Source organism: Sulfurospirillum diekertiae (assembly GCF_002162315.1).
GTDB lineage: Bacteria > Campylobacterota > Campylobacteria > Campylobacterales > Sulfurospirillaceae > Sulfurospirillum.
In genome coordinates, this window is record NZ_CP021416.1 from 1,709,415 (window position 1) to 1,731,762 (window position 22,348).

The 22,348-nt window shown below is 37.0% G+C and carries 24 protein-coding genes and 1 pseudogene; 14 read left to right on the plus strand and 11 right to left on the minus strand.

Annotated features, from left to right (window positions below):
* Nucleotides 1-37: 37 nt before the first annotated feature.
* From Sdiek1_RS08770 to Sdiek1_RS08780, 3 genes are all read left to right on the plus strand, one after another.
* On the plus strand, nt 38-268 hold the full coding sequence (locus Sdiek1_RS08770; RefSeq protein ID WP_087438775.1) for a hypothetical protein: 231 nt from the start codon (nt 38-40) through the stop codon (nt 266-268).
* Nucleotides 269-274: 6 nt separating this feature from the next.
* Entirely contained in the window at nt 275-1,174 is a 900-nt protein-coding gene (cmoB, locus tag Sdiek1_RS08775) for a tRNA 5-methoxyuridine(34)/uridine 5-oxyacetic acid(34) synthase CmoB (protein ID WP_087438776.1), read from the plus strand.
* Between the two features lie 152 nt (nt 1,175-1,326).
* A complete protein-coding gene (locus Sdiek1_RS08780) occupies nt 1,327-1,872 on the plus strand; it encodes a thioesterase (protein ID WP_087438777.1) in 546 nt (181 codons plus the stop codon).
* Here Sdiek1_RS08780 and Sdiek1_RS08785 read toward each other — a convergent pair.
* Entirely contained in the window at nt 1,867-2,460 is a 594-nt protein-coding gene (locus tag Sdiek1_RS08785) for an MBL fold metallo-hydrolase (protein WP_087438778.1), read from the minus strand. The genes Sdiek1_RS08780 and Sdiek1_RS08785 overlap by 6 nt on opposite strands.
* A 134-nt stretch (nt 2,461-2,594) precedes the next feature.
* Between Sdiek1_RS08785 and Sdiek1_RS08790 the strand changes: the two genes are divergently transcribed.
* From Sdiek1_RS08790 to kdsB, 6 genes are read left to right on the plus strand one after another with little or no spacing between them, the layout of a single operon-like run.
* The gene (locus tag Sdiek1_RS08790; protein WP_087438779.1) at nt 2,595-3,362 is read left to right on the plus strand and encodes an NAD+ synthase; all 768 of its coding nucleotides are present in this window, start codon (nt 2,595-2,597) and stop codon (nt 3,360-3,362) included.
* Between the two features lie 9 nt (nt 3,363-3,371).
* Entirely contained in the window at nt 3,372-4,505 is a 1,134-nt protein-coding gene (locus tag Sdiek1_RS08795) for a DegT/DnrJ/EryC1/StrS family aminotransferase (protein WP_087438780.1), read from the plus strand.
* Nucleotides 4,498-5,436, plus strand: coding sequence for a tetraacyldisaccharide 4'-kinase (locus tag Sdiek1_RS08800; protein WP_238098899.1), 939 nt, complete (start codon nt 4,498-4,500; stop codon nt 5,434-5,436). The genes Sdiek1_RS08795 and Sdiek1_RS08800 overlap by 8 nt, the downstream gene beginning before the upstream one ends.
* A 33-nt stretch (nt 5,437-5,469) precedes the next feature.
* Entirely contained in the window at nt 5,470-6,321 is an 852-nt protein-coding gene (argB, locus tag Sdiek1_RS08805) for an acetylglutamate kinase (RefSeq protein ID WP_087438782.1), read from the plus strand.
* A gap of 12 nt (nt 6,322-6,333) precedes the next feature.
* On the plus strand, nt 6,334-7,824 hold the full coding sequence (gene thrC, locus Sdiek1_RS08810) for a threonine synthase (RefSeq protein WP_087438783.1): 1,491 nt from the start codon (nt 6,334-6,336) through the stop codon (nt 7,822-7,824).
* Nucleotides 7,821-8,525 (plus strand): 3-deoxy-manno-octulosonate cytidylyltransferase, encoded by a 705-nt coding sequence (kdsB, locus tag Sdiek1_RS08815; RefSeq protein ID WP_087438784.1) that lies wholly within the window; start codon nt 7,821-7,823, stop codon nt 8,523-8,525. The genes thrC and kdsB overlap by 4 nt, the downstream gene beginning before the upstream one ends.
* A gap of 34 nt (nt 8,526-8,559) precedes the next feature.
* Here kdsB and Sdiek1_RS14930 read toward each other — a convergent pair whose 3' ends face one another.
* Both Sdiek1_RS14930 and dsbD read right to left on the minus strand, forming a co-directional pair.
* Nucleotides 8,560-8,850 (minus strand): hypothetical protein, encoded by a 291-nt coding sequence (locus Sdiek1_RS14930; protein WP_192866733.1) that lies wholly within the window; start codon nt 8,848-8,850, stop codon nt 8,560-8,562.
* The gene (dsbD, locus tag Sdiek1_RS08820) at nt 8,851-10,614 is read right to left on the minus strand and encodes a protein-disulfide reductase DsbD (protein WP_192866734.1); all 1,764 of its coding nucleotides are present in this window, start codon (nt 10,612-10,614) and stop codon (nt 8,851-8,853) included. It lies immediately after the preceding gene.
* Between the two features lie 166 nt (nt 10,615-10,780).
* On the opposite strand from dsbD, the gene ppk2 reads away from it, so the two are divergent.
* Entirely contained in the window at nt 10,781-11,623 is an 843-nt protein-coding gene (gene ppk2, locus Sdiek1_RS08825; protein WP_087439868.1) for a polyphosphate kinase 2, read from the plus strand.
* 25 nt (nt 11,624-11,648) lie between these two features.
* Here the strand turns inward: ppk2 and Sdiek1_RS08830 are convergent, their stop codons facing one another.
* The 7 genes and pseudogenes from Sdiek1_RS08830 to rpsO form a co-directional block, all read right to left on the minus strand.
* The gene (locus tag Sdiek1_RS08830) at nt 11,649-12,680 is read right to left on the minus strand and encodes an HD-GYP domain-containing protein (protein ID WP_087438785.1); all 1,032 of its coding nucleotides are present in this window, start codon (nt 12,678-12,680) and stop codon (nt 11,649-11,651) included.
* A 182-nt stretch (nt 12,681-12,862) separates the two neighbouring features.
* Nucleotides 12,863-14,753 (minus strand): annotated as a pseudogene (gene dnaK, locus Sdiek1_RS08835) (molecular chaperone DnaK).
* 102 nt (nt 14,754-14,855) lie between these two features.
* Nucleotides 14,856-15,422, minus strand: coding sequence for a nucleotide exchange factor GrpE (gene grpE, locus Sdiek1_RS08840; RefSeq protein WP_087438786.1), 567 nt, complete (start codon nt 15,420-15,422; stop codon nt 14,856-14,858).
* Between the two features lie 3 nt (nt 15,423-15,425).
* Nucleotides 15,426-16,229: an HrcA family transcriptional regulator gene (locus Sdiek1_RS08845; RefSeq protein WP_087438787.1), complete on the minus strand. Its 804-nt coding sequence runs from the start codon at nt 16,227-16,229 to the stop codon at nt 15,426-15,428.
* Nucleotides 16,230-16,395: 166 nt separating this feature from the next.
* Nucleotides 16,396-16,566 (minus strand): hypothetical protein, encoded by a 171-nt coding sequence (locus Sdiek1_RS14935; RefSeq protein WP_167749077.1) that lies wholly within the window; start codon nt 16,564-16,566, stop codon nt 16,396-16,398.
* Complete coding sequence (locus Sdiek1_RS08850; RefSeq protein ID WP_087438788.1) at nt 16,563-16,811, minus strand: helix-turn-helix domain-containing protein; 249 nt, start codon at nt 16,809-16,811, stop codon at nt 16,563-16,565. The genes Sdiek1_RS14935 and Sdiek1_RS08850 overlap by 4 nt, the downstream gene beginning before the upstream one ends.
* 332 nt (nt 16,812-17,143) lie before the next feature.
* Complete coding sequence (gene rpsO / locus Sdiek1_RS08855; protein ID WP_087438789.1) at nt 17,144-17,422, minus strand: 30S ribosomal protein S15; 279 nt, start codon at nt 17,420-17,422, stop codon at nt 17,144-17,146.
* Between the two features lie 239 nt (nt 17,423-17,661).
* Between rpsO and Sdiek1_RS08860 the strand changes: the two genes are divergently transcribed.
* Genes Sdiek1_RS08860 through Sdiek1_RS08875 form a run of 4 tightly spaced genes read left to right on the plus strand, consistent with a single transcriptional unit; the run spans nt 17,662 to nt 21,595 of the window.
* Nucleotides 17,662-18,066, plus strand: coding sequence for an RrF2 family transcriptional regulator (locus Sdiek1_RS08860; protein ID WP_087438790.1), 405 nt, complete (start codon nt 17,662-17,664; stop codon nt 18,064-18,066).
* Nucleotides 18,067-18,075: 9 nt separating this feature from the next.
* Nucleotides 18,076-20,268 (plus strand): flagellar biosynthesis protein FlhA, encoded by a 2,193-nt coding sequence (flhA, locus tag Sdiek1_RS08865; RefSeq protein ID WP_087438791.1) that lies wholly within the window; start codon nt 18,076-18,078, stop codon nt 20,266-20,268.
* 32 nt (nt 20,269-20,300) lie between these two features.
* A complete protein-coding gene (locus Sdiek1_RS08870; RefSeq protein ID WP_087438792.1) occupies nt 20,301-21,326 on the plus strand; it encodes a DHH family phosphoesterase in 1,026 nt (341 codons plus the stop codon).
* Between the two features lie 2 nt (nt 21,327-21,328).
* Nucleotides 21,329-21,595, plus strand: coding sequence for a hypothetical protein (locus tag Sdiek1_RS08875; protein ID WP_087438793.1), 267 nt, complete (start codon nt 21,329-21,331; stop codon nt 21,593-21,595).
* Nucleotides 21,596-21,615: 20 nt separating this feature from the next.
* On the opposite strand, the gene cmoA is transcribed toward Sdiek1_RS08875, so the two are convergent.
* Entirely contained in the window at nt 21,616-22,326 is a 711-nt protein-coding gene (gene cmoA / locus Sdiek1_RS08880) for a carboxy-S-adenosyl-L-methionine synthase CmoA (RefSeq protein WP_087438794.1), read from the minus strand.
* Nucleotides 22,327-22,348: the final 22 nt, after the last annotated feature.

Below are 22,348 nucleotides of genomic sequence, written 5' to 3' on the forward strand. Positions count from 1 at the left end.
TTGAAAATTTAATAAACGAAATGCTATTATACAACCCATGAAAACAATATTAATTTTACTCACTGCCATACTTTTACAAGGCTGCGTCTATTTTAATGACCGAGGCGTATCGGGACGCTATTATAATGATTGTACAGAATATTACGATGGTATGGGTATTTACCATAAAGATTGCGATGAAAATCTTGTCGACTATAAAACTGTAACAGATGGTGTTTCAAAAGGGGTCGACAAGAGTGTTAATGCTACCAAAAGCCTTTTTGAATAATCAATTATGAGTTTAGAAACAATCCGCCAAGAGCGTCTTGCTTGGCTAGAATGGAAAGACATTAAGCCGATGCGAGAGGCACTTACCTCTCTTCCTATGCTTGAAAATATCTCGTTTTCACTGAGTGATACTATCACGATAAAAGCTTTACATGTAAAGCTTTCTGATCAAGAAAAAATTAAACAGTGTGCCCTCGCTCTCAAACCATGGCGCAAAGGTCCTTTTGAAATTCTTGATACTTTGATCGATACCGAATGGCAAAGCTTCATCAAATACAATCTTTTAGAGCCCTATTTCAATTTAGAAGGCAAAGTTGTTGGAGATATTGGCTGTAATAACGGCTACTACCTTTTTCGCATGCTCGCACACAAACCAAAAAAACTGGTTGGGTTTGATCCCTCAGCACTCTATAAAACACAGTTTGATTTTATCAACCACTTCATTCACAGTGATATTGTTTATGAAATGCTCGGTGTTGAACATCTGCCAGAGTATGAGCACAAATTTGACATGCTTTTTTGCTTAGGCGTTCTGTACCATCGAAGTGATCCGATACAAACACTCAAAGCACTCTATCAAGGCTTAAACCCTAATGGTGAACTCATTTTAGATACCTTTATGATTGATGGAGACACACCTGTGGCACTGTGCCCTTCAAAAACCTACTCAAAGATTCCCAATGTCTATTTTGTACCGACTATTCCAGCGCTGACAAACTGGCTAGAACGTGCAAAATTTAGAGACATTGAAGTATTAGAGATCAAAAAAACTGATGACAATGAACAACGCAAAACTGAGTGGATTTACGGTGAAAGTTTAGAGCATTTTTTAGATCCAAACAACCCAGAACTCACTATCGAAGGATTTCCAGCACCTAAACGGGTTTACATTAAAGCAAAACGTTAAATCCGTCGATTTGTTATCAATTGTAAATTTATTGTGGAAAATTATAGCGACTAGGTGCGCAGACCCTCTGCCGAAGAGAACTCAGTGTTAACGCAGTTTTTAAAGCTTTGCTTTAAAAGCGTGTCAAAAAATAAAAATAGCAAGGATGCTAAATGGTAAAGAGTAAAGCGGGTTTAGTTCAAGAGATGCTTGATAACACCACTAATTTTGATGATGAGTCAGATAATCAGGATGAAAGTTCGCTCGATTCTACCAATTTTTTAAATGACGATCTCAAAACTCACATTAAAATTAAAAGTACCCTTGTGGGAAACCTCACAGAACTTAGTAAAAATAACTCCAAAGTCCTTTTACAAACAACCCATGAAATGAGTGTCGATGAATTTGGTTTGATTCATAGTGGTTTTCTTTTTGGTTCAGCAGAATATGCGGCGGTTGCGGCGGTTAATGAACCCAATGTTGTCGTCATTGGATGCCGTTCTAAGTTTTTTGCACCTGCAAAAGTGGGCGATATTGTCAACTTTGAAGCTAAAGGCCGTTTTGAAGATGCTCGTAAAAGAGAGATCAAAGTTATTGGCACAATTAATGAAATAAAGGTCTTTGAAGGTATTTTTCAAGCTGTCTTATTAGAACATCATATTCTAGAAACAAAAATTGAAGAGCTTCAAGCGAGCTTCAGTCCAAAAGAGTTTTCATAGGAAATTAAACCAATACGGCACATTTTGTTGCTCAACTTTAAGTGTCGTACTTTCTCCATGCCCCGGAAAAATTTTCCAATCAGCATCAATTTTTAGAAATTTTTCCAGACTTTTGCGCATTTGATCTCCACTGCTATACGGAAAATCATACCGACCAATCGAATTTTTGAAAATAAAATCTCCACTAAAAAGGGTATTATCAATTAAAATCGCACTGCAACCGGGTGTATGCCCAGGAAAATGAAAAAATTTGACACATATACCTTCAATATCAAAACTCTGATCACCCACAACTTTTACATTTGCATAACTAGGAGGCGTTCCTTGTCCAAAAGGATCATCTTCAAGCATAAAACAATCATCTATTGGCGCATAAATTGGGATGTTTAATTGAGCTGAAAGTTCGGCATTACTCCATACATGATCAAAATGACCATGTGTATTTAAAATAGCAATAGGATGATGCACATTGCGTAAAACCCAACTTGCTGCTTCCATACCTGGGTCAATAATAAGCTCTTTATCATCAATGGTGACGATATAACAATTGGTTCCATATGCCCCACATGCTCTACTTTTGATTTGCATTAGCCACTTCTTTTATGAATTTTTAAAAGTTTAACACATCTCCTCTTATTTTGCTTTAGAACCTTAAAAGATTGCATTAATTTTAAGTTTAGTATAATTAATCTATTGCTTAAATTGATTACGAGGTTACTGCTATGAATAAATACCAATCTATCGAAAATTATTTAGTTAAGTTTCTTCAAGATGAGGTGCGAAAAGCTGGTTTTTCCAAAGTCGTTTTAGGAATTAGTGGTGGCGTAGATTCGGCTGTTGTTGCCATTCTTGCCCACAAAGCTTTTAAAGATAATCTTTTAGGCATCATGCTTCCAGCCTCTACTTCAAGCAGTGCAAGCTTTGAGCATGCAAGTGAACTTACTCAGAAATTTGGTATTAAAACTGAAAAAATTCCTGTTGGTCCTCTTGTTGATACCTACTTCCACGATAAAAAAGATGCTTCGAAACTTCGCATTGGTAACTTTAGCGCACGTATGCGTATGGCCGTTTTATACGATATTTCAGCACGAGAAAATGCTCTTGTGTTGGGAACAGGAAATAAAAGTGAAATTCTGCTTGGATACGGCACTATTTTTGGTGACCTTGCCTGCGCAATCAACCCCATTGGTGAACTTTATAAAACAGAAATATTTGAATTTGCAGCACACCTTGGTGTACCAAACTCTATTCTTACCAAGGCACCATCGGCTGATCTTTGGGAAGATCAAAGTGATGAGGGAGAGTTTGGATTTAGTTACGCACAAATTGACAAAGTGCTTTACGCTCATATAGAAGAGAAAAAGAGTAAAGAAGCTCTCCTTGCTTCTGGTTTTGAGAAAGAACTCGTTGAAATGGCATTAGAGCGTATTGCAAGCAATCTTTTTAAAGGAAAACTTCCAACCATTGCTGATTTATCAGCGGTAAAATAAAGGATAAACATGAAAGAAATACCATTTTATAAACCATTTATCGATCAAAGAGAAAAAACACTTATCAATGAAGTTTTGGATTTGGAAAAAGCTAACAAAGTTGAAACACTCGAGAAAGAGTTTATAAAATATACTAACTGTGGCGATGCAATTTCAACTGTGAATGGAACAGCTGCTATGCATCTTGCTATGTGTGCATTAGATCTTAAACGCGGTGATAAAATTATCTGTTCGGTCAATGCTTTTCCTTCTGTAGCTGAAGTTGTACGTCACTTTGACGCTGAACCTATTTTTGTGGATATTGATAAAGATGATTTCAACATCGATATTGAACAATTAGAGAGTGTCCTTAAAAACAATAAAGCTAAGAAACTTAAAGGTGCATTCATCAGCCATATTGCTGGGCAACCTGCTGAACTTTCAAAAATCTATGAGCTTGCGAAGCAATATGACATTAAAATTGTCGAAGATGCAACAGCAGCACTGGGTGCTACGTATAACGGTCAAAAAATAGGCTCTCTTGAAGCCGATATTACCGTTTTTCGTTTCAATCCACAATCCAATAATTCTGTATCAAGTGCTGGCATTATGACAACCAAAGATCCTGAGCTTTCAGAACGTGCACGCCTTCTTCGCAATCATGCATTAGTAGGAGATGGTTGGGATAAATTTGGTAACCTTGGTTATGTCTATGACGTAGTTGATATTGGATTAAAATACAATCTTAATGAACTTAATGCAGCTTTTGCAATTGGTCAATTGGAAAAAAATGAAAGCTTTATTGAGCGAAGACTCGAAATTGCTGATATTTATAACCGTGAGCTTGCTTCCTGCCCACATGTTTCCACACCGATTAAAAAACGTGATCATACTTATGCACAATACATTATCAAAATTGATAAAAATAGGGATAATTTTGCAAAAGAGCTCAAAGAGCGAGGAATTTATACAGGACTTCATTACATTCCATTACATCTTTTAAGCTATTACAAACATAAATACAACTTACGTGTTAATGATTTTCCAAAAGCACTCAGTAATTATCAACAAATTTTATCGCTCCCAATCTACTCAAGCCTTAGTGATAAAGATGTGCTTCACATTTGTGATCAAATTAAAGAGATTGCTAAGAACCGTGTTTAACCGTTCACGTTTAGTTCTATGGGTAGAAGCCTATCTCTTCTACCCAACTTCCCTATTCCAACGATTTTTATCTTACCTATTACTACCATTGAGTGTCCTCTACTGTGCAATTGTTTTATCAAAGCGCTTCTTTGGCAGAAGAAGAAAGCTTTACTTTACGATTCCCATCATCAGCATTGGTAATCTTACCGTTGGGGGCAATGGCAAAACACCTTTTTGTATAGCCTTAGCTCAAAATCGCGACCATGTTGCTATTGTACTTCGTGGGTATGGGCGTAAATCACATGGACTCATTCTTGTCTCTGATAATGGTCAAATTATGTGTGATGCACCTGCAAGTGGTGATGAAGCAATGCTCTATGCCAAGTCTTTACCCAAATCAACCGTAATTGTGAGTGAAGATCGTGTTGAAGCAATCCGTTTTGCAAAGAAAAAAGGTGCAAAAATTGTCTTTTTAGATGACGGCTTTTCCAAAAGTTTTATTCATAAAATCGACATTTTAGTCAAACCAAATCCCGAACCAGAAAATAGTTTTTGTATCCCCAGTGGACCGTATCGTGAGCCAAGATTTCTTTACAAATACGCTGATATCGTTATCTTAGAAGCTATAGATTTTAAACGTCATGTTGAAGTTATTAATCCTAGTGAACGAATGCTTCTCGTAACAGCTATCTCCAAACCTAGTCGCTTGGATGCTTATTTGCCCGAAAATGTTATTGGAAAAATTAGCTTTGAAGATCATTACATGTACAATGAAAAAGAGCTTGAAAATCTTCTTTTGGAACATCATGCAACCACTATTTTAACCACACAAAAAGATGCCGTTAAAATGGCTACCTTTGATATCCCACTCTCTATTCTTAAACTTGAAGTCGAAATCTTCCCTGAAACACTCACAAAAATAAACACACTTTTAGCTCCTAAACGCTAAAATAAGGCTTTAACCTTTATACAAGGATTTGCTGTGCAACATAAAATACACCAAGCACAAATCTTGATGGACGCATTGCCGTACATTAAACTTTTTAATAAAAAAACCATTGTGATCAAATACGGTGGTGCCGCACAAATCAACCCTGAACTGAAAGAGCAATTTGCAAAAGATATTGTTCTGCTTTATCTTGTTGGTATCAAGCCTATTATTATCCATGGCGGTGGTAAAAAAATCAATGCACTTTTAGATAAGCTTGACGTGAAAAGTTCTTTCGTTGATGGCTTACGTGTGACAGACGATCAAGTGATGGAAGTGGTTGAAATGGTACTCAGTGGAAGTATCAACAAAGAGATCACCACCCTACTCAATCATCATGGTGCAAAAGCCATCGGCATTACCGGCAAAGATGCCAATTTTATCCACGCGCGACCGATGGATGATGGTAAATATGGACTCGTAGGAGATATTACAAAGATCGACAAGAAAGTGCTCAAACATCTGATGCGTGAAAAATTCATCCCCGTGATTGCCCCTATTGCATCAGGTGATACGGTGGATCATCCAGGCTATAACATCAACGCCGATCTAGCGGCTAGTAAAATTGCTGTGGCAATGAAAGCCAAAAAAATTATCTTTCTCACAGACACTCCGGGTGTTTTGGATAAAGAAGGAAATCTCATTTCAAGCCTTGATAAAACAAAAATCAAAGCGCTTAAAAAAGATGGCACGATCAGCGGCGGCATGATTCCAAAGCTAGACGCTTGCCTTGAGACAATTCGAGGTGGGGTTGAATGTGCACATATTATTGATGGAAGAGTACAACACTCCATTTTACTAGAGCTTTTTACCAAAGATGGTATTGGCACGATCATTAAAGAATAAAGAAGGAAATGTATGTTTATAGAAACCCGTGGAAATGATGGCATTAAGCCAAACAAAGTTCCTTTTTCATTTGCTATTTTAAATCCAAGTGCAAGTTTTGGCGGACTGTATGTGCCTGAGAACTTGCCTAAAATTGATATGGCATTTTTAGAGAGTGCTTCTAAAAAGAGCTACAAAGAGATCACGCTTGATATTTTAAGACTCTTCAACATTGACATTGAAGAAGAAGTTATGCAAAAAGCCGTTGCTTTGTATGACACATTTGATGATGCGAATGAGCCTACACCTCTATCACAAATTGAAGATGACTTGTTTGTCAATGAACTCTATCATGGTCCAACACGTGCCTTTAAAGATATGGCATTGCAACCTTTTGGCTACATTCTTTCCCACCTTGCGCAAAAGATAGATGAACAGTACCTCATTTTAGCTGCAACCAGTGGCGATACAGGCCCCGCAACGCTCGATACCTTTGCCAATAAACCCAATATCAAAGTCGTCTGTCTCTATCCTGATGGTGGAACCAGCGATGTGCAACGCCTACAAATGACCACACAAAAGAGTCCAAACCTCAAAATAATCGGTATTCATGGCAACTTTGATGATGCCCAAAATGCACTCAAAAGCCTTTTGGCTTCGCCTAGCTTTAAAGATGCACTGAGTGCCAAAAATATTAAACTCAGCGCCGCCAATTCGGTCAATTTTGGACGTATTATCTTCCAAATTATTTACCATATTTACGCGTATGTCGCCTTACTTAAACACAATAAAGTCGAACTTGGAAAGCCCTTTTATACGATCATTCCAAGTGGAAACTTTGGTAATGCTTTGGGTGCATATTATGCAAAAAAAATGGGACTACCGATTGAGAAAATTTTGATCGCATCCAACATTAATAACATTCTTACCGACTTGATTACGACGGGTGTGTATGACTTACGCAACCGAAGCCTGCTTCAAACAACCTCACCTGCGATGGACATTTTGATCTCATCCAATGTCGAGCGTGTTTTGTTTGACAAATTTGGCGCAGCGCGAACCAAAGAACTCATGGATTCGCTTAAAGAGAATAAATTTTATACGCTAAGCAAAGAAGAGCTTGCACAGCTACAAGAAGATTTTGAAGCGGTTTACTCCGATGACGCCTTTGGCAAAGAGCAAATCAAGCATTACGCTGATCAAGGCTACATCATGGATCCACACACCGCAACGTGTCTTAAAGCGTACCAAGAGCTCAAAACTAAGCCGCTTCCATGTGTGCTTTGCTCTACAGCCGAATGGACCAAATTTGCGCCAACGATGCTTAATGCGATTAATCAAAACAGCGTAAAATACAGCGATAAAGAGGCACTTGAGGGCATCAGCAACGCTTTACATGTAAAGATCCCAAACTGCATCAGCACGCTGTTTAACGAGCCTGTGATTCATGATAAAATCGTTGAAAAAGAAGGGATCGAAGCAGAGATTTTTGATTTTCTTACATGTAAAAAGGAATGCAAGTGATTATTATCCCCGCGCGCCTTGCTTCCACGCGTTTTCCCGGTAAAATCTTAGCCGATATCCATGGGCTTCCAATGGTCATTGCAACCGCCAAACGTGTACAAAATCTTGATGATGTCGCCATTGCCGCAGATACGGAAGAAGTCGTTAAACTCGCTTCAGATTATGGGTTTAAAGCCATTCTTACCTCACAAGATCACCAAAGCGGGACAGATCGTATTAACGAAGCAGCTTCTAAACTCAATCTTTCAGAAAATGAAATTATTGTCAATGTACAAGCCGATGAACCATTTATTGAAGAAGCCGTTGTCAAAAGTGTCATTGAGCGAGCCAAACGTACTGACGCGATGATTACCAGTGCGTGTAAGAAGATTGATCTTTTACATGTAAAAGATCCGAACCTCGTTAAAGTCATTTTAGATACCAACAAAAATGCTATTTATTTTTCTAGAAGTGTGATTCCCTATGACCGTGAAGGTGGATTTGAGGACTATTTTGGTCATATTGGTCTTTATGCGTTCCGTAAAAAAGCGCTTGAAACCTTTTGTGCCCTTCCTTACGCACCCCTTGAACATATTGAAAAACTAGAGCAGTTACGCGCATTGTATCATGGATACACAATTGCAATGGTAGAGGTTGAGAGTCAAAGTTTTGGCATTGATACAAAAGAAGATTTAGAGCGAGCACTGCATTTTTTTAAATAAACGATAAAGAGAGCCATAAATCTCTCTTTATCATTTAAACGGCTACTTGCTCGAAAGTATCTTTTTCATGATCAAAAAGATACGCTTCCATTGGGTTTTCACCCACTTGAAAAATAATCCTACATGACTCAAAACCAGATTTTTTAAGCCCTTTCTCTACCACCTCTAAGATAAAGGTACGTGTACTAAACATATGTGTTGTCGTGTTGCCTTCATAGGCAAATTCTTCATCAGGGATGGGTGTAAAGCCCTCTTTTTTGAGATGCTTTTCAAAAGTAGTTTTATCCGCTAAACCTTCGACTTCAACAATCAATATAACGTTCATTTAAATCCCTATTTTTTCAAGATGTGTTAAAAATTCATCAGCGTTTTTAAACCCAACCAGACGAAACTCTGCACTCTCTTTACCCTCTTGAAAAAATAAAATAGCAGGAGGACCATAAATCGTAAAAGTTTTTTGTAAAGCTTTGTCCTCTTCACTATTTTTTGTCACATCAATCTTTAAAAGCGTGAATTTTTCAAGTTTTTCTTTCACTCTAGCGTCACTAAAAGTAAACTTTTCAAATTCGACACAATTTACACACCAATCAGCATAAAAATCAACCATTACTGGCTTTGGGCTACTTTTAATGGCATTCTCAAGCTCACCCAGATTTTTAACCTTCGTAAAAGAGGAAGAAGATAATGATGAAGATACAGTCGCACTCTCTTTAGCTGTAAATTTTTCAAAAGGCGCTAAAGGATTGCTTGCGCCACTTAAAAAACCAATGAAAAGGGCTACACCATATACGAGTGCTATAAAGAGAAGGCTCTTAAATATTTTTTGCCACCCTTTTGTATGCTCATTTAAAGGCTCAAGTGCTCCAAAATAAATCGTAGCACTAATAATCAATACTGCCCACAGAAACATACTGATAAAACTTGGGATAATACGAGAAAGCATCCAGATAGCAACACCTAGTAGCATGACTCCAAAAAAGACACTGACATTACGCATCCACATGCCAGGACGTGGCATATATTTACCCGCCGTTGTCCCCAACAAGAGCAGAGGAATTCCCATCCCAAGACTCATCACAAATAAAGCACTTCCTCCAAGCAAGGCATCCCCACTTTGCGAAATGTATATAAGCGCACCAGCAAGAGGTGCTGCCACGCAAGGACCCACAATAAGCGCGGATAAAAAGCCCATAACCGCAATGCCAATAATTCCTTTAGCTTGTGCCTTACCTGTTTTTTGACTTACTCTATTTTGAATAAAATTTGGCATCTTAATCTCATAAAAACCAAACATAGAAAGAGCCAAGATAACAAAGACTGCACTAAAAATACCGATAACCCAAGGATTCTGCATTGAAACTTGAATATTCGCACCAAAAAGTGCTGCAAGAACACCCGCAATAGTGTAAGCCAAAGACATGGCTAAGACATACACTAAAGAGAGTAAAAAACCCTTTTTAGCATTCATTGATATACTAGGCTGTGAGACAATAATGGAAGAAAGGATAGGAACCATCGGAAAGACACAGGGTGTTAATGAAAGTAAGAGTCCAAAACCAAAAAAACTAAGCAAGACAAAAATGATATTGTTATTCATAAAACTTTGTGCAATTTCATCTTGTTCTGAGAGAGCCGTCTTGTTTTGTGAGACAATAAGAGAAGATCCTGTAAGATTAAATGTAAATTCTTTGGTAAGGGGTTGATAGCAAATACCAAGCTCTGAACAACCTTGATAGGAAAGTTTGAGCGTAAAATTGCCTTTTTTGACCTGATCTTCCAATAAGCTTTGTGGGACAAAAAGCTCAAAAGGCTTTCGTTGCGTTACATAATCGTGAAAGTTTTCTGCTTTAGGTCGTTCAACCCATCCCGTTATATCAATCACTTTAGGTTGAGTAAGTTCTAACTTTATCTTATCATCGTACATATAAATTTTTTCGCCTAAAACAATGCTGATAATAGCACCTTGAAGAGTGTGTGTCGCTGTTATTTTAAAAGCTTCTTCAGGTGTTAAAACTTTTGGCTTTTCGACACCAAAAAGAGAAACCATTAATAAAAAGAACAAAGCAGAATACCGTAAAATATGTTGCACAAAAGCACCTTTTATAAAATAATTGTTTATTGTATCAAAGAACTCTAAATGTTTTTTAAATTACAACGATTTTAAGAGTATTATCAAGGATTACATGTAAAAGCAGGAGCAGCATATGGGCAAAAGAAAAAAAGAAAAAATAGTCTTCCAAAATGAAGAACTGATCATGGACAAAGAACCCATAAAAAGAAACGATGACAAAGTTCAAATTTGGGTTAAGAAAAGTGAACTCAAATATGAAAAAGATTTAAAGAGACTTCAAATTGAACTGCTCAAATTCCAAAATCATGTCAAAGATAAAGGGCTCAAAGTGCTTATTATCATTGAAGGGCGTGATGCCGCGGGGAAAGGTGGAACGATTAAACGTATCACAGAGCACTTAAACCCTCGTGGTGCGAGAATTGTCGCACTCTCCAAGCCTTCCGATACGGAACGCTCGCAATGGTACTTCCAGCGCTATACGGAACACTTGCCTTCGGCGGGAGAAATCGTATTGTTTGATAGGTCATGGTATAACAGGGCTGGCGTTGAGCCTGTTATGGGATTTTGTACCCAAGAAGAACATAAAGAATTTTTGCGTGAAGTTCCAAAATTTGAAACCATGATCGCGAATGCAGGCATTATCTTTTTCAAATTCTATTTTTCAGTGGGCAAAGAAGAACAAGCAAAACGTTTTAAAGAGCGTAAGACAGACCCACTCAAACAGTTTAAACTCTCTCCCGTAGATGAAAAATCACAAGAGCTGTGGGATCAATATACGGTTGCGAAATACTCCATGCTTTTAGCTTCAAACAATCCAAAATGCCCATGGACCATTATTCTCTCAGACGATAAGAAAAAAGCAAGGATTAACACCATTAGACATATCCTGCAAAATGTTGATTACCCCGATAAAATCAAGAAAAAGCACCTAACGACCGATAGTAACATTGTGCGTTCAGGTAAACAAGAGATAGAAATTATGGAAAAAAGCTTACCAAGCGAAAACCTCTCTCATTTGAATGGATAAAGCTTTACATGTAAAAAGATTTGCGTTACCGTAAGTGTTTAATGAGGAGTTTAATATAGTCTATATCAAGCTTATTTTTAGACTCCTCTTGAATTAAGGATAAAGCATTGTAGGTACTATACGCACCTCTGTAAGGTTTTATTGTAATCAAGGCATCAAATATATCGCAAATAGCAATAATTTTTGCGAATGAACTGATACGAGAACTATCAATTCCGCGAGGATAACCACTTCCATCTAACCTCTCATGATGCTCCTTGATTGCATTAATGACAATTCTATCTTTTAAACCACTCCGTTTGACTAATGCTACACTAGCATCAACATGTGTCTGAATTTTTTTAATTTCACTCTCACTCAAAAAATCAGGCTTATTCAATAACTCATCATCCAGCTCATATTTACCAATATCGTGTAAAATTGCACCTAATACTAATTTTTTCTGATCCGTCATATCAATGCCTATCTGGCTACCAATAATTGAAGCAAAAAAAGCAACTTTCACACAATGCGCTGATAAGGAATCTTTTTCATCTAAAAAGTCATTGAATTTAGAAAGCGTAACACGTTCTTGATTGACGACAAACACCAACTCTTCTGCTAATATATCAATGGCTTCTATAGGGAGATATTTTTCTTCTTTATTCTTGATCCAAGCATCAAAAAGAGATTTGGAATGTGTATATATCAGTTTTAATTTTTCAGTGATCGCTTTAGTGCCTAATACGAGCTTATGAATATCAATACAATTTTTTACAGCCTCATCAAAGCTATAAAAGGTATTCTCTTCTGATACATCCCCTATTTTACGGACAGTTTCATCATGATATAACTTGTACTTTGGATAACTTTTGTTTTCTACATAAATTTGTAAATCAGGGTTACTAAGCTTTTGATATATTTCTTCGTTTAAAAATGTACCACTTTCAATTAAAATGACAAAGCCATTGAATCGTTGAATGTAGCAATCAAAATCCAAGACCGTCCCACGTCTAAAAGCACTATTATCTATCGGAGTAAATCCATGATTTAAAAATATTTTAACCACTTTGCTCATAACACTATACCTTGACCATTCAATCTTCAGCGCACTTATATTTTTTGATGGCAGACATTATATCATGCAAAAATGAAATAAATAGGATTATTTGTTTTTAGGAGAATAACGAAAGGAAAAGAGCTTCTCCTAGCCGTATTTACTGACCATAAATACGGCTAAGAAAGTAAAAAAAGAGGTTATTATTCTACTTCAGCGTCGATGACATCGTCATCTTTTTTTGCTTTTGGTTTTTCACTACTAGCGGCACCGCCTGCTTCACCTTGGTCTTTTTTTATACATTGCTTCAGCAAGTTTATGGCTCGCTTCGCTTAAAGATTTTACTTTGGCGTCGATTTGCTCTTTGGTCGCACTCTCGTTTGCAAGAACTTCTTTAAGGGCTTTAAGCTCTGCTTCGATTTTTACTTTCTCTTCAGCGCTGATGGCATCGCCCATTTCACCTAAAGATTTCTCTGTTTGGTGAGCAAGTGCATCGGCTTGATTTCTAGCATCAACCGCTTCTTTACGTTTTTTGTCTTCTTCTTTGTGAAGTTCAGCATCTTTAACCATTTTCTCGATTTCAGCATCATCCAATCCTGAGCTACCAGAGATTTTGATCTCTTGCGCTTTACCGGTTGCTTTATCTTTTGCAGAAACGGTCAAGATACCATTCGCATCAATGTCAAACGCAACTTCGATTTGTGGTACACCACGAGGTGCTGGTGGAATACTCTCAAGATTAAATTGACCAAGTGATTTGTTATCTCTAGCAAACTCACGCTCACCTTGTAGGGCATGAATGGTAACCGCTGGTTGGTTATCTTCCGCTGTTGAGAACACTTGAGATTTTTTAACAGGGATGGTTGTACCTTTTTCAATAAGTTTTGTCATAACACCACCCAAAGTCTCAATACCAAGGCTTAGAGGCGTTACATCTAAAAGAAGAATGTCTTTGACATCACCCTTAATAACGGCACCTTGAATAGCAGCACCAATGGCAACAACTTCATCAGGGTTTACAGATTTATTAAGATCTTTTTCAAAGAACTCTTTTACTTTTTGTTGAACTAAAGGAACACGGGTTGATCCACCCACCATAACGATCTCTTTAATTTCAGCTTTTTTCAAATCAGAGTCATTAACCACTTCTTTGATCTTTTTAATCGTAAGTGCGACTAAATCTTCGATCATAGATTCAAATTTAGCACGCGTAAGCTTTTTAACAAGGTGTTTTGGACCTGTTGCATCTGCGGTGATAAATGGCAAGTTAACCTCTGTCTCATTCGAAGAAGAAAGCTCTTTTTTCGCATTTTCAGCGGCTTCTTTAAGACGTTGAAGGGCCATAACATCAGATTTTAGATCAATGCCATTGTCATTTTTGAACTCTGCAACTAACCAGTCAATCAATCTATTATCAAAGTCATCACCACCTAAGAAGGCGTCACCACCGGTAGCTAAAACTTCAACAACATTATCACCTGTCTCAAGAACGGTAACGTCAAATGTTCCACCACCCAAGTCATAAACAACAATTTTCTCGGCCTCTTTTTTATCCAAACCGTAAGAAAGTGCCGCTGCTGTTGGTTCGTTGATAATACGAAGAACGTTCAAGCCTGCAATCGTACCCGCTTCTTTGGTCGCTTTTCTTTGAGAGTCATTGAAGTATGCAGGAACGGTAATAACCGCGTCCGTGACTTCTTCACCAAGATACGCTTCAGCATCTTCTTTAAGTTTCATCAACACTTTTGCACTGATCTCTTGAGGCGTATACACTTTACCATCGATTTCAATCGCACATGCGCCATTTCTATCAACAATAGCATACGGAAGACGTTTTTTAGCTTCAATCGTTTTCTCTTCATTGCTCATAAGACCCATAATTCTTTTAATGGAATAGATGGTTCTCTTTGGATTGGTAACCGCTTGACGCTTAGCAGTGTCACCAACTAAAACCTCTTCTTTATCGGTAAATGCAACAACAGATGGTGTTGTGTTTTTACCCTCTTTATTAGGAATAACTTTGCTCTCACCGCGCTCATAGACAGAGACACATGAGTTTGTAGTTCCTAGATCAATACCAATTACTTTTCCCATTTTTTATCCTTTGATTTTTATTTTTACTATTTTCTTGAACGTGAACAAAACCTGTCTTCAATTCATTGCACTAAAGCACAATCTAACGGTCATATTTTAATTTTATTTTACAATACTCACCATTGCTGGTCTTAAAATACGATCTTTGATCTTGTAGCCTTTTTGGAAAACCTGTAAAATCTCGCCACTCTTTTTCTCTTCGCTTTCTAATTGCATGACTGCTTCATGGAAATTTGGATCAAATGTTCCATCAATAGCGACCAATTCAACACCGTGTTTTTCAAACGCTTTGCGAAATTGATCAATCGTAAGACCTAAACCCTCTTTAACTTTTTCTAAAAGTTCACCACTCTCAATCTCTGTATTACTTCCTGCCAAAATTGCCATTTCTAAAGAGTCAATGACGGGTAAAAGGTCACGTGCAAACACTTCGTGTGCATACGAAATGGCTTGCATTTTCTCTTTTTCTAAACGCCGTTTCATATTGTCAAAATCAGCATTTGCTCGTAAATATCTATCTTCAAGTTCGGCAACTTTAGATTGGAGTTCTTCGAGTTCACTTTTCTCCTCACATTCGCATTCTTCGTCTTCCTGAGGTTCTAAACACTCAGGAACGATCTCAGCAGAAACATCAGAGACACTCTGTTCCTCTTTTATTTTTTCATCCACGTTTTACTCCTTCACTTGATTAAAGAACTCTTCAAAATCACTCTCGATGCGACCAAAGCAGAAAAAATCTACAGTTGTATCTTCATCTTTGAGTTGTGCTTTTTGTTTGATTGCCATGCATCCTTGAGGAACAAAGCCATCAAAGTAGAGTCCATCGGTAATAGATTCTACAAAATGAAGCGTTTGAAACCGTTGGATAAACGCCTCATTTTGGAGTTCTTGTGCAATGGAATACATTTCTCTTTCCCCTTCTCTCAAAATGGGTGCTTGGGAAAAAATGGCTGAGAGTTTTTCATGCAACTCATACAACCCAACTTGTGCTGAGATGTCTTTGAGTTCGCGCATTTGACAGCCAAAGAGTCGTTGTAAAAACTGCTCCACTTTAGCGTTAAACTTTAAAACAACCTCATGTTCATCAAAGACTAAAATCAAAAAACGATTCTGTACCGTTACTAACTCTTTAAAAGGAGAATTGGCTGTTTTTTCAACAATACAAAAAAGATTGTGTTCGTGGGATGAGCGTTTAATTTTATCAATATTTTTAATTTCTAAAGGATGGGTTGGATCCAATTTTTCTTGCCAATATCCCATTAAAGCACGGTGTGTTGGAACACGTCCGCCGCTTACATGTAACTGTTCTAGGGAACCCACATCAGAGAGTTTTTTAAAATAAATACGTATGGTTGAAGGAGAGATCCCTAATGTCATCTTCATCTGTAATTCTAAAGATCCAATAGGCATTCTTGATTTAAGATAGGTTTGAATAATGGCATCTAAAATCAACTCTTGCTTCGACGGTTTTTTCATTTTTAGCACTCTTCATGTTTAATTGCTGAGGAAATTATACAACATTGAGTGCATTGATGTCAAGTAATAAATAAAAAGGGCATGGGCATAGATTTACATGTAAAGGAAAAGCTCTCAAAAGGGCATAGTGATTTAATAATAAGGAAAGGTTTAAAAGAAGTAGTAATTAACGAATAGGATGTTTAAGGCGTTTTTTATTGCGCATTAAGAGAAGTTTGATGAAATGTTTTATTTCGCCTTTACTCTCTTTGAGCTTGGAGAAAAAAGTTTCTTTTTCAGTAATGGTGGTGAAGATGTCATTTAAAGCTTGTCTTTCATTTTGGGACAACGTACTCACTTTTCATCCTTTAGTTCATGTGCTATGCGTTGAATTAAACGCAAGGCATCGCCCTCTTCCAGTTCACCAAGCATTTTAAAAATAGCTGATGCTGCTTGAGGTTGTGAATTACCAAGTTTCCAATCTTGATAAGTTCGCATCGATACGCCCAATTTATCTGCCATCTCACGCTGAGAAATTTTCTTGCCTAAAAATTTAGACTCAACAGCATTATGAAGGAGATTAAAAATATCGTTTGTTTTCATGTATAGGATTCTAGCTAAGGCTGGTTTAATTATACATAAATACGATTATTTTATAAGTTATTATATCTAAAAAATAACATTTTAGTATGTTAATACTACATTATTTTGGTTAAAAATACTTTTTTTTAAGTATATTACTCATTTAATGTTTATTTTTATACGGTTTTACGTATATTATATAGAAAAATATTGAAAGAAAAAGAATTAAGAGTGAAATTTAGATACTTAGAAGTTAAGTAGTTGAATCAATTTTACATGTAATGAAGAAAAAAGAGAGGAAAGGGAAAAGAAGAGATGTAGGATGAAAATTTCATCCTACAGTAAAGCACTGACTATTTTTTATTATCTCTAATAGAAAGCTCTTTAATGATTTTGCTATATGTGACAAAATCTTTACGTTTAAGATATTGCATCAATCGTTTACGTTGACCGACGAGTTTAAGAAGTCCTAGTCTTGAAGAGTGATCTTTTTTATTACTCTGAAGATGTTCTGTTAAATCAACAATTCTTTTAGAAAGAAGCGCGATTTGTACCTCTGGAGAACCTGTGTCTCCCTCTTTTCTGCCAAACTGACTAACAATTACTTGTTTTTCCGCCGAACCTAAAGCCATAATGACCTCCTGATTGGTATTTAATTTTTGCTTTTAAACAAAAGCTTGAAATTGTAGCTAAAAAAATTAAAATTGTCTATGGGCACTCTGCCACAACCTTCTATCTTCCAAAAAGCTTCTGAGACAACTTCAAGTCTGTCAAGGATTTAGGAGTTATTTTCCTAATTAAAGCTAAATATAACGTTTATTTAGTACAATATTTATCTTATTTAACCTATAAATATGTCCGAGGGAAAACTATGTTATTAACTAAAGCGAGTGAGTATGCACTGCTATCATTGATTATTATTTCTCAAAAGAATAGCCCACAAGATGTTGATACACTCTCCAATCAACTCGGTATTTCCAAGAGCTTTTTAGCTAAAATCCTTCAAGCACTTGCAAAAGAAAACATTCTTAGCTCCTTTAAAGGTGCTCATGGTGGTTTTATGCTCGCTCAAAAGCCAGAAAATCTCACACTCAAAATGATTGTCGAATGCGCTGAAAAAAAGCAAACAATGGTTTTTGAATGTTCTCCTTCAACACAAAAATGTCCTGGTGGCAAAGGAACATACTGTCGTGTTTGGCCAATTCTTAATAAGCTTCAAACGAAAATTGATCTATTTTTAGATAATATGACACTTAAAGATATTATTGAAATTTAAGGGTGTTGATTGGCTAAAAATCAAAATGCGCTCTTCGCTAGGGTTATTCCTTACTTAGAGCCTCTTGTCAAAGCAAAAGATCTTACTGTTGTTGTTTTTATCGTCTCTATTATGGCGATTATTATTGTTCCGCTTCCAAGTGCTATACTCGATTTTTTCTTAGTCATTTCACTCTCTATTTCTGTTTTGATTATTCTGATTTCGCTTTATATTCCAAGGCCAACCGATCTTTCAACCTTTCCAACCCTTATTTTGATCATCACGCTTTTCCGACTTTCTTTGAATATTGCAACCACGAGAATGATTCTTACCAATGGACATTTAGGCCCTGATGCTGTGAGTGAAATTGTCTCTAGTTTTGGGCAATTCGTTGTTGGAGGTAATTATGTCATTGGTGTTGTTGTCTTTACCATTCTTGTTTTAATTAACTTTATGGTCATTACTAAAGGTTCAACAAGGGTTGCAGAGGTTGCAGCACGTTTTACCCTCGATGCGATGCCGGGCAAACAAATGGCGATTGATGCCGATCTGAATGCTGGTTTGATTGATGAAAAAACGGCACGTAAACGTCGCGAAGACATTATTCAAGAAGCTAACTTTTATGGAGCAATGGACGGTTCGAGTAAGTTTGTTAAAGGTGACGCTGTTGCGGGTATCATCATCACTATTATTAACATTATTGGTGGTTTTTTAATTGGTTCATTCCAACATGGACTTGATCTTGGAACCAGTGCGCAAACCTATACCATTCTTACGATTGGTGACGGTTTGGTTTCACAGCTTCCAGCCCTTATTACTTCAACCGCTACGGGTATTTTGATTACGCGTGCCAATAAAGCAGATGATGTAAGCTTTTCTGATGGTGCTGTTCAACAACTTTTTGGAGAGCATAAAACACTGCTTATTGTAGGTTTTATTTTAGTCTTATTTTCTCTTGTACCAGGACTTCCAACGCTTTCGCTTATGTTTGTTGGAGCAATCTTTTTGGGACTGGGTTATCTTGTAAAACAAACCAATGATGGAAGCTTTTCATTTCAAAAATTCTTTGCTTCTACTCCTGTTGCTATGCAAAAAGCTAAACAAGAAGCAGACAGTAAAGCACAAGCCAGTGCAGCACCCAAGAAAAGCCCAGAAGAACTACGAAAAGAAGAAGAAACAACGCTTAATGATATTCTTAAATTGGAAATCTTGGAGCTTGATTTAGGCTATCAACTCATCAAATTGGCTGATCCTGCACAAGGGGGTGACCTACTTGAGAGAGTTAAAAGTATGCGTCGTAAAATTGCCTCTGATTTTGGCTATCTCATTCCACAAGTCAGAATTCGTGATAACTTACATCTAAGCCCAAATCATTACCAACTCTTATTAAAAGGTATTGAAATTGGTAATGGTGAGATTTATCCTGATAAATTCATGGCAATGGATAGTGGATTAACCATTGACAAAGTTCAAGGTATCCCAACCAAAGAGCCTGCGTTTGGACTGGATGCCATCTGGATTGAAGCAGCATTAAAAGAAGATGCCATTATTAAAGGCTATACAACGGTAGATCCAGCAACGGTTATTTCAACACACTTAAGCGAATTAATCAAAAAATATGCCGAAGAGCTTCTTACCCGTCAAGAAGTTCAAAGCCTTATTGATAAATTGCAAAAAGACTACCCAGTGGTTGTTAATGACTGTCTCAAAGTGGCCAATGTTGGGCTTATTCAAAAAGTACTTAAAGCGCTTCTTCATGAGAAGATACCTATTAAAGACCTTCTCACGATTGTTGAGACGATCAGTGATGTCGCTGAAGTCACTAAAAATGTCTCAATCATTGTTGAGCAAGTACGTGCTAAGCTTTCTCGTGTTATCACGAAGCAATATAAAGATGACAATGGTGTTTTAAAGCTTCTCACGTTTAATGCTGGAACAGAACAAAAACTTTTGGATGCTCTTAGAGAACGTGATGGTGTACGCGATCTTGTCCTTAACATTGGTCAAATCAATACACTTGTTAAAGAATGTAGCGATGAAGCAAGCAAGCTACTCCATAAAGGCGTTGCACCTGTTGTCATCATCGTTGATCCTCTTCTTCGAAAGTCACTTTCTGATATTTTCGAAAAATTTGGGCTTGATATCGTCGTTCTCTCTCATGCTGAGATTGATTCAAGTTCTAAATTTGAAGTTATGGGTTCTATCGAAATAGAAAAGCTCTAAAATAACCAATACATATATCATTAAGGATTTTTATGAACCACAAAATACACCACCTCTCACACACGGATTTAGATGGCTATGGCTGTCAAATGGTGAGTGCCCATTATTTTAATTCGATCGCTTTTTATAACTCAAACTATGGTAAAGAGATCAATGAATGTTTTAATCAAATCTTAAATAACATTCAAACGTCTTCGCTACAAAAACATGTCATTCTTATCACCGATCTTAACCTTACCATGGATCAGGCAAAAGAGTTTGAATCCAAAGTCAGTATCTGTGATAAAGAGATTATGCTCTTTGTACTGGATCATCACAAAACAGGCCAAGAATGCGCGGATGCTTTTGAGTGGTACTTTTTAGATTCTAGCCGTTGCGCTACCAAAATCACTTATGACTTTTTCAGCGCCCTTTACGGTAAAAATGCGAAACTAAGCAAATTTGTTGATGTTGTTAATGCTGTGGATATTTGGCTGGAAAATGAACCAGAATTTGAGCTAGGAAAAGTATGTATGGGACTCGTTAGTGGCGCTAAAGAGGTGAACAAAGTGATGTTCCCTGAAGAGAATAGCCACTATATCTTTTCACTCCTTACAAAAGCACAAGAATACTTTACATGTAAAGATGCGCATATCGCTTTAGATGATGCTATTCATAACATTAAAAAGCAGTTTTTTGTAACATCAACCAATAATACACTCAGCAACTTAGTCTCTGCATATAATGTCATTTTACTCACCAAGAACAGAGAGAGAATGCAAATTATGTATAAAGAATACAAGGGGATTTTAACATACAATATTGGCAATGTTTCCGTCATTGGCAATGACTTTTTAACTGCCAATCCTGATCTTGATTTTTTTATGGATATTACCTCAAAAAAAACTATTAGCCTACGCTCAAACGGTAAAGTAGATGTCAGCAAAATTGCTGCGCAAATCGCTAATGGTGGTGGTCACCACAATGCCAGTGGCGGACTTCTCAGCAATTTCAAAGATGCTTTTATCTATGATACTATCAAATCACAAGTGATGAGTATCATCGCAAATAAAGGATAATCATGGAAGCCAACAAACTCAAACAAGAGCTCGAGCGTGCGGAAATTGAGATCGAGGAGATGTCAATGCAACTGGCTGATATGCTTGGGGCTGCACTCTACTTTGCCGGTGCTAAAAAAGAAGATTTACCAAAAGCTATTGATCTTTACCTAAAAGGGCTTGATGAAGTATTTGAAGATGAAGATGAAGATAGTGAAATGGGCTTTGAAGAAGTTGTTGAAGTTATTGAATATATCAAAGCTAAAAACCCTAAACTTTTTCAACACTAAGCTGTGTAGAGAACTTCTCTCTACACCTTTTTTTTCGCGATAAATGTCGCGAAATTTCCCCATTTAAAAATTGTTTCTATCGTTGAAAATCCTGCATTTTTGAGCATTGCTTTGTTTTCTTCTTCCGTATAAGGGATCAGGACATTTTCTAATGCTTCACGTTTTTGAGCAATTTCAAATTCACTGTAACCTTGCTGGCGTTTAAAATCGTAGTAAAGATCTATCATCTGCTTATTGAGTTCTTTATCCTCAAATACAATTTTTTCACTAAAAACAAACAATCCGTTCGGATTAAGCGCTTGATAAATTTTAGCCACAAAATCAGCACGTTGGAGTGGACGAATAAACTGAAGCATGTAATTAGCAATAATGGCATCCTTAGAACCTAGATCAACGTGTGTCATATCTGCTTGTACAAACTCCACTGATGCTCCATATGCATGCACCTTTTGACGCGCTAAATTGAGCATTGCTTCGGCATTATCAATGCCTAAAAGATGATAGCTTTTATCGCTTTGTTTATGCAAAGCCAAGAGCGTATTGGCCGTTGAACAACCAAGATCAACAATCTGCGCTCCCTCTTTTACATGGTGGCAAATCGTTTTACATGTAAGATCAACGACCTCTTTATAAAAAGGAATTGAGCGCTCAAGCATATCGTCAAAAACGACTGCAACATCTTCATCAAACTCAAATTGTTTGGTTATTGGTTTGGTAAATACTTTATCCATTACAATCCATATCCATAGCATT

Excerpts from the sequence above, each read along its gene's own strand:
- Sdiek1_RS08770 (WP_087438775.1), top strand. The coding sequence starts at position 38 with ATGAAAACAATATTAATTTTACTCACTGCCATACTTTTACAAGGCTGC.
- cmoB (WP_087438776.1), top strand. The coding sequence starts at position 275 with ATGAGTTTAGAAACAATCCGCCAAGAGCGTCTTGCTTGGCTAGAATGG.
- Sdiek1_RS08780 (WP_087438777.1), top strand. The coding sequence starts at position 1,327 with ATGGTAAAGAGTAAAGCGGGTTTAGTTCAAGAGATGCTTGATAACACC.
- Sdiek1_RS08785 (WP_087438778.1), bottom strand. The coding sequence starts at position 2,460 with ATGCAAATCAAAAGTAGAGCATGTGGGGCATATGGAACCAATTGTTAT.
- Sdiek1_RS08790 (WP_087438779.1), top strand. The coding sequence starts at position 2,595 with ATGAATAAATACCAATCTATCGAAAATTATTTAGTTAAGTTTCTTCAA.
- Sdiek1_RS08795 (WP_087438780.1), top strand. The coding sequence starts at position 3,372 with ATGAAAGAAATACCATTTTATAAACCATTTATCGATCAAAGAGAAAAA.
- thrC (WP_087438783.1), top strand. The coding sequence starts at position 6,334 with ATGTTTATAGAAACCCGTGGAAATGATGGCATTAAGCCAAACAAAGTT.
- Sdiek1_RS14930 (WP_192866733.1), bottom strand. The coding sequence starts at position 8,850 with ATGAACGTTATATTGATTGTTGAAGTCGAAGGTTTAGCGGATAAAACT.
- ppk2 (WP_087439868.1), top strand. The coding sequence starts at position 10,781 with ATGGACAAAGAACCCATAAAAAGAAACGATGACAAAGTTCAAATTTGG.
- Sdiek1_RS08830 (WP_087438785.1), bottom strand. The coding sequence starts at position 12,680 with ATGAGCAAAGTGGTTAAAATATTTTTAAATCATGGATTTACTCCGATA.
- Sdiek1_RS08845 (WP_087438787.1), bottom strand. The coding sequence starts at position 16,229 with ATGAAAAAACCGTCGAAGCAAGAGTTGATTTTAGATGCCATTATTCAA.
- Sdiek1_RS08850 (WP_087438788.1), bottom strand. The coding sequence starts at position 16,811 with ATGAAAACAAACGATATTTTTAATCTCCTTCATAATGCTGTTGAGTCT.
- rpsO (WP_087438789.1), bottom strand. The coding sequence starts at position 17,422 with ATGGCTTTAGGTTCGGCGGAAAAACAAGTAATTGTTAGTCAGTTTGGC.
- Sdiek1_RS08860 (WP_087438790.1), top strand. The coding sequence starts at position 17,662 with ATGTTATTAACTAAAGCGAGTGAGTATGCACTGCTATCATTGATTATT.
- Sdiek1_RS08870 (WP_087438792.1), top strand. The coding sequence starts at position 20,301 with ATGAACCACAAAATACACCACCTCTCACACACGGATTTAGATGGCTAT.
- Sdiek1_RS08875 (WP_087438793.1), top strand. The coding sequence starts at position 21,329 with ATGGAAGCCAACAAACTCAAACAAGAGCTCGAGCGTGCGGAAATTGAG.
- cmoA (WP_087438794.1), bottom strand. The coding sequence starts at position 22,326 with ATGGATAAAGTATTTACCAAACCAATAACCAAACAATTTGAGTTTGAT.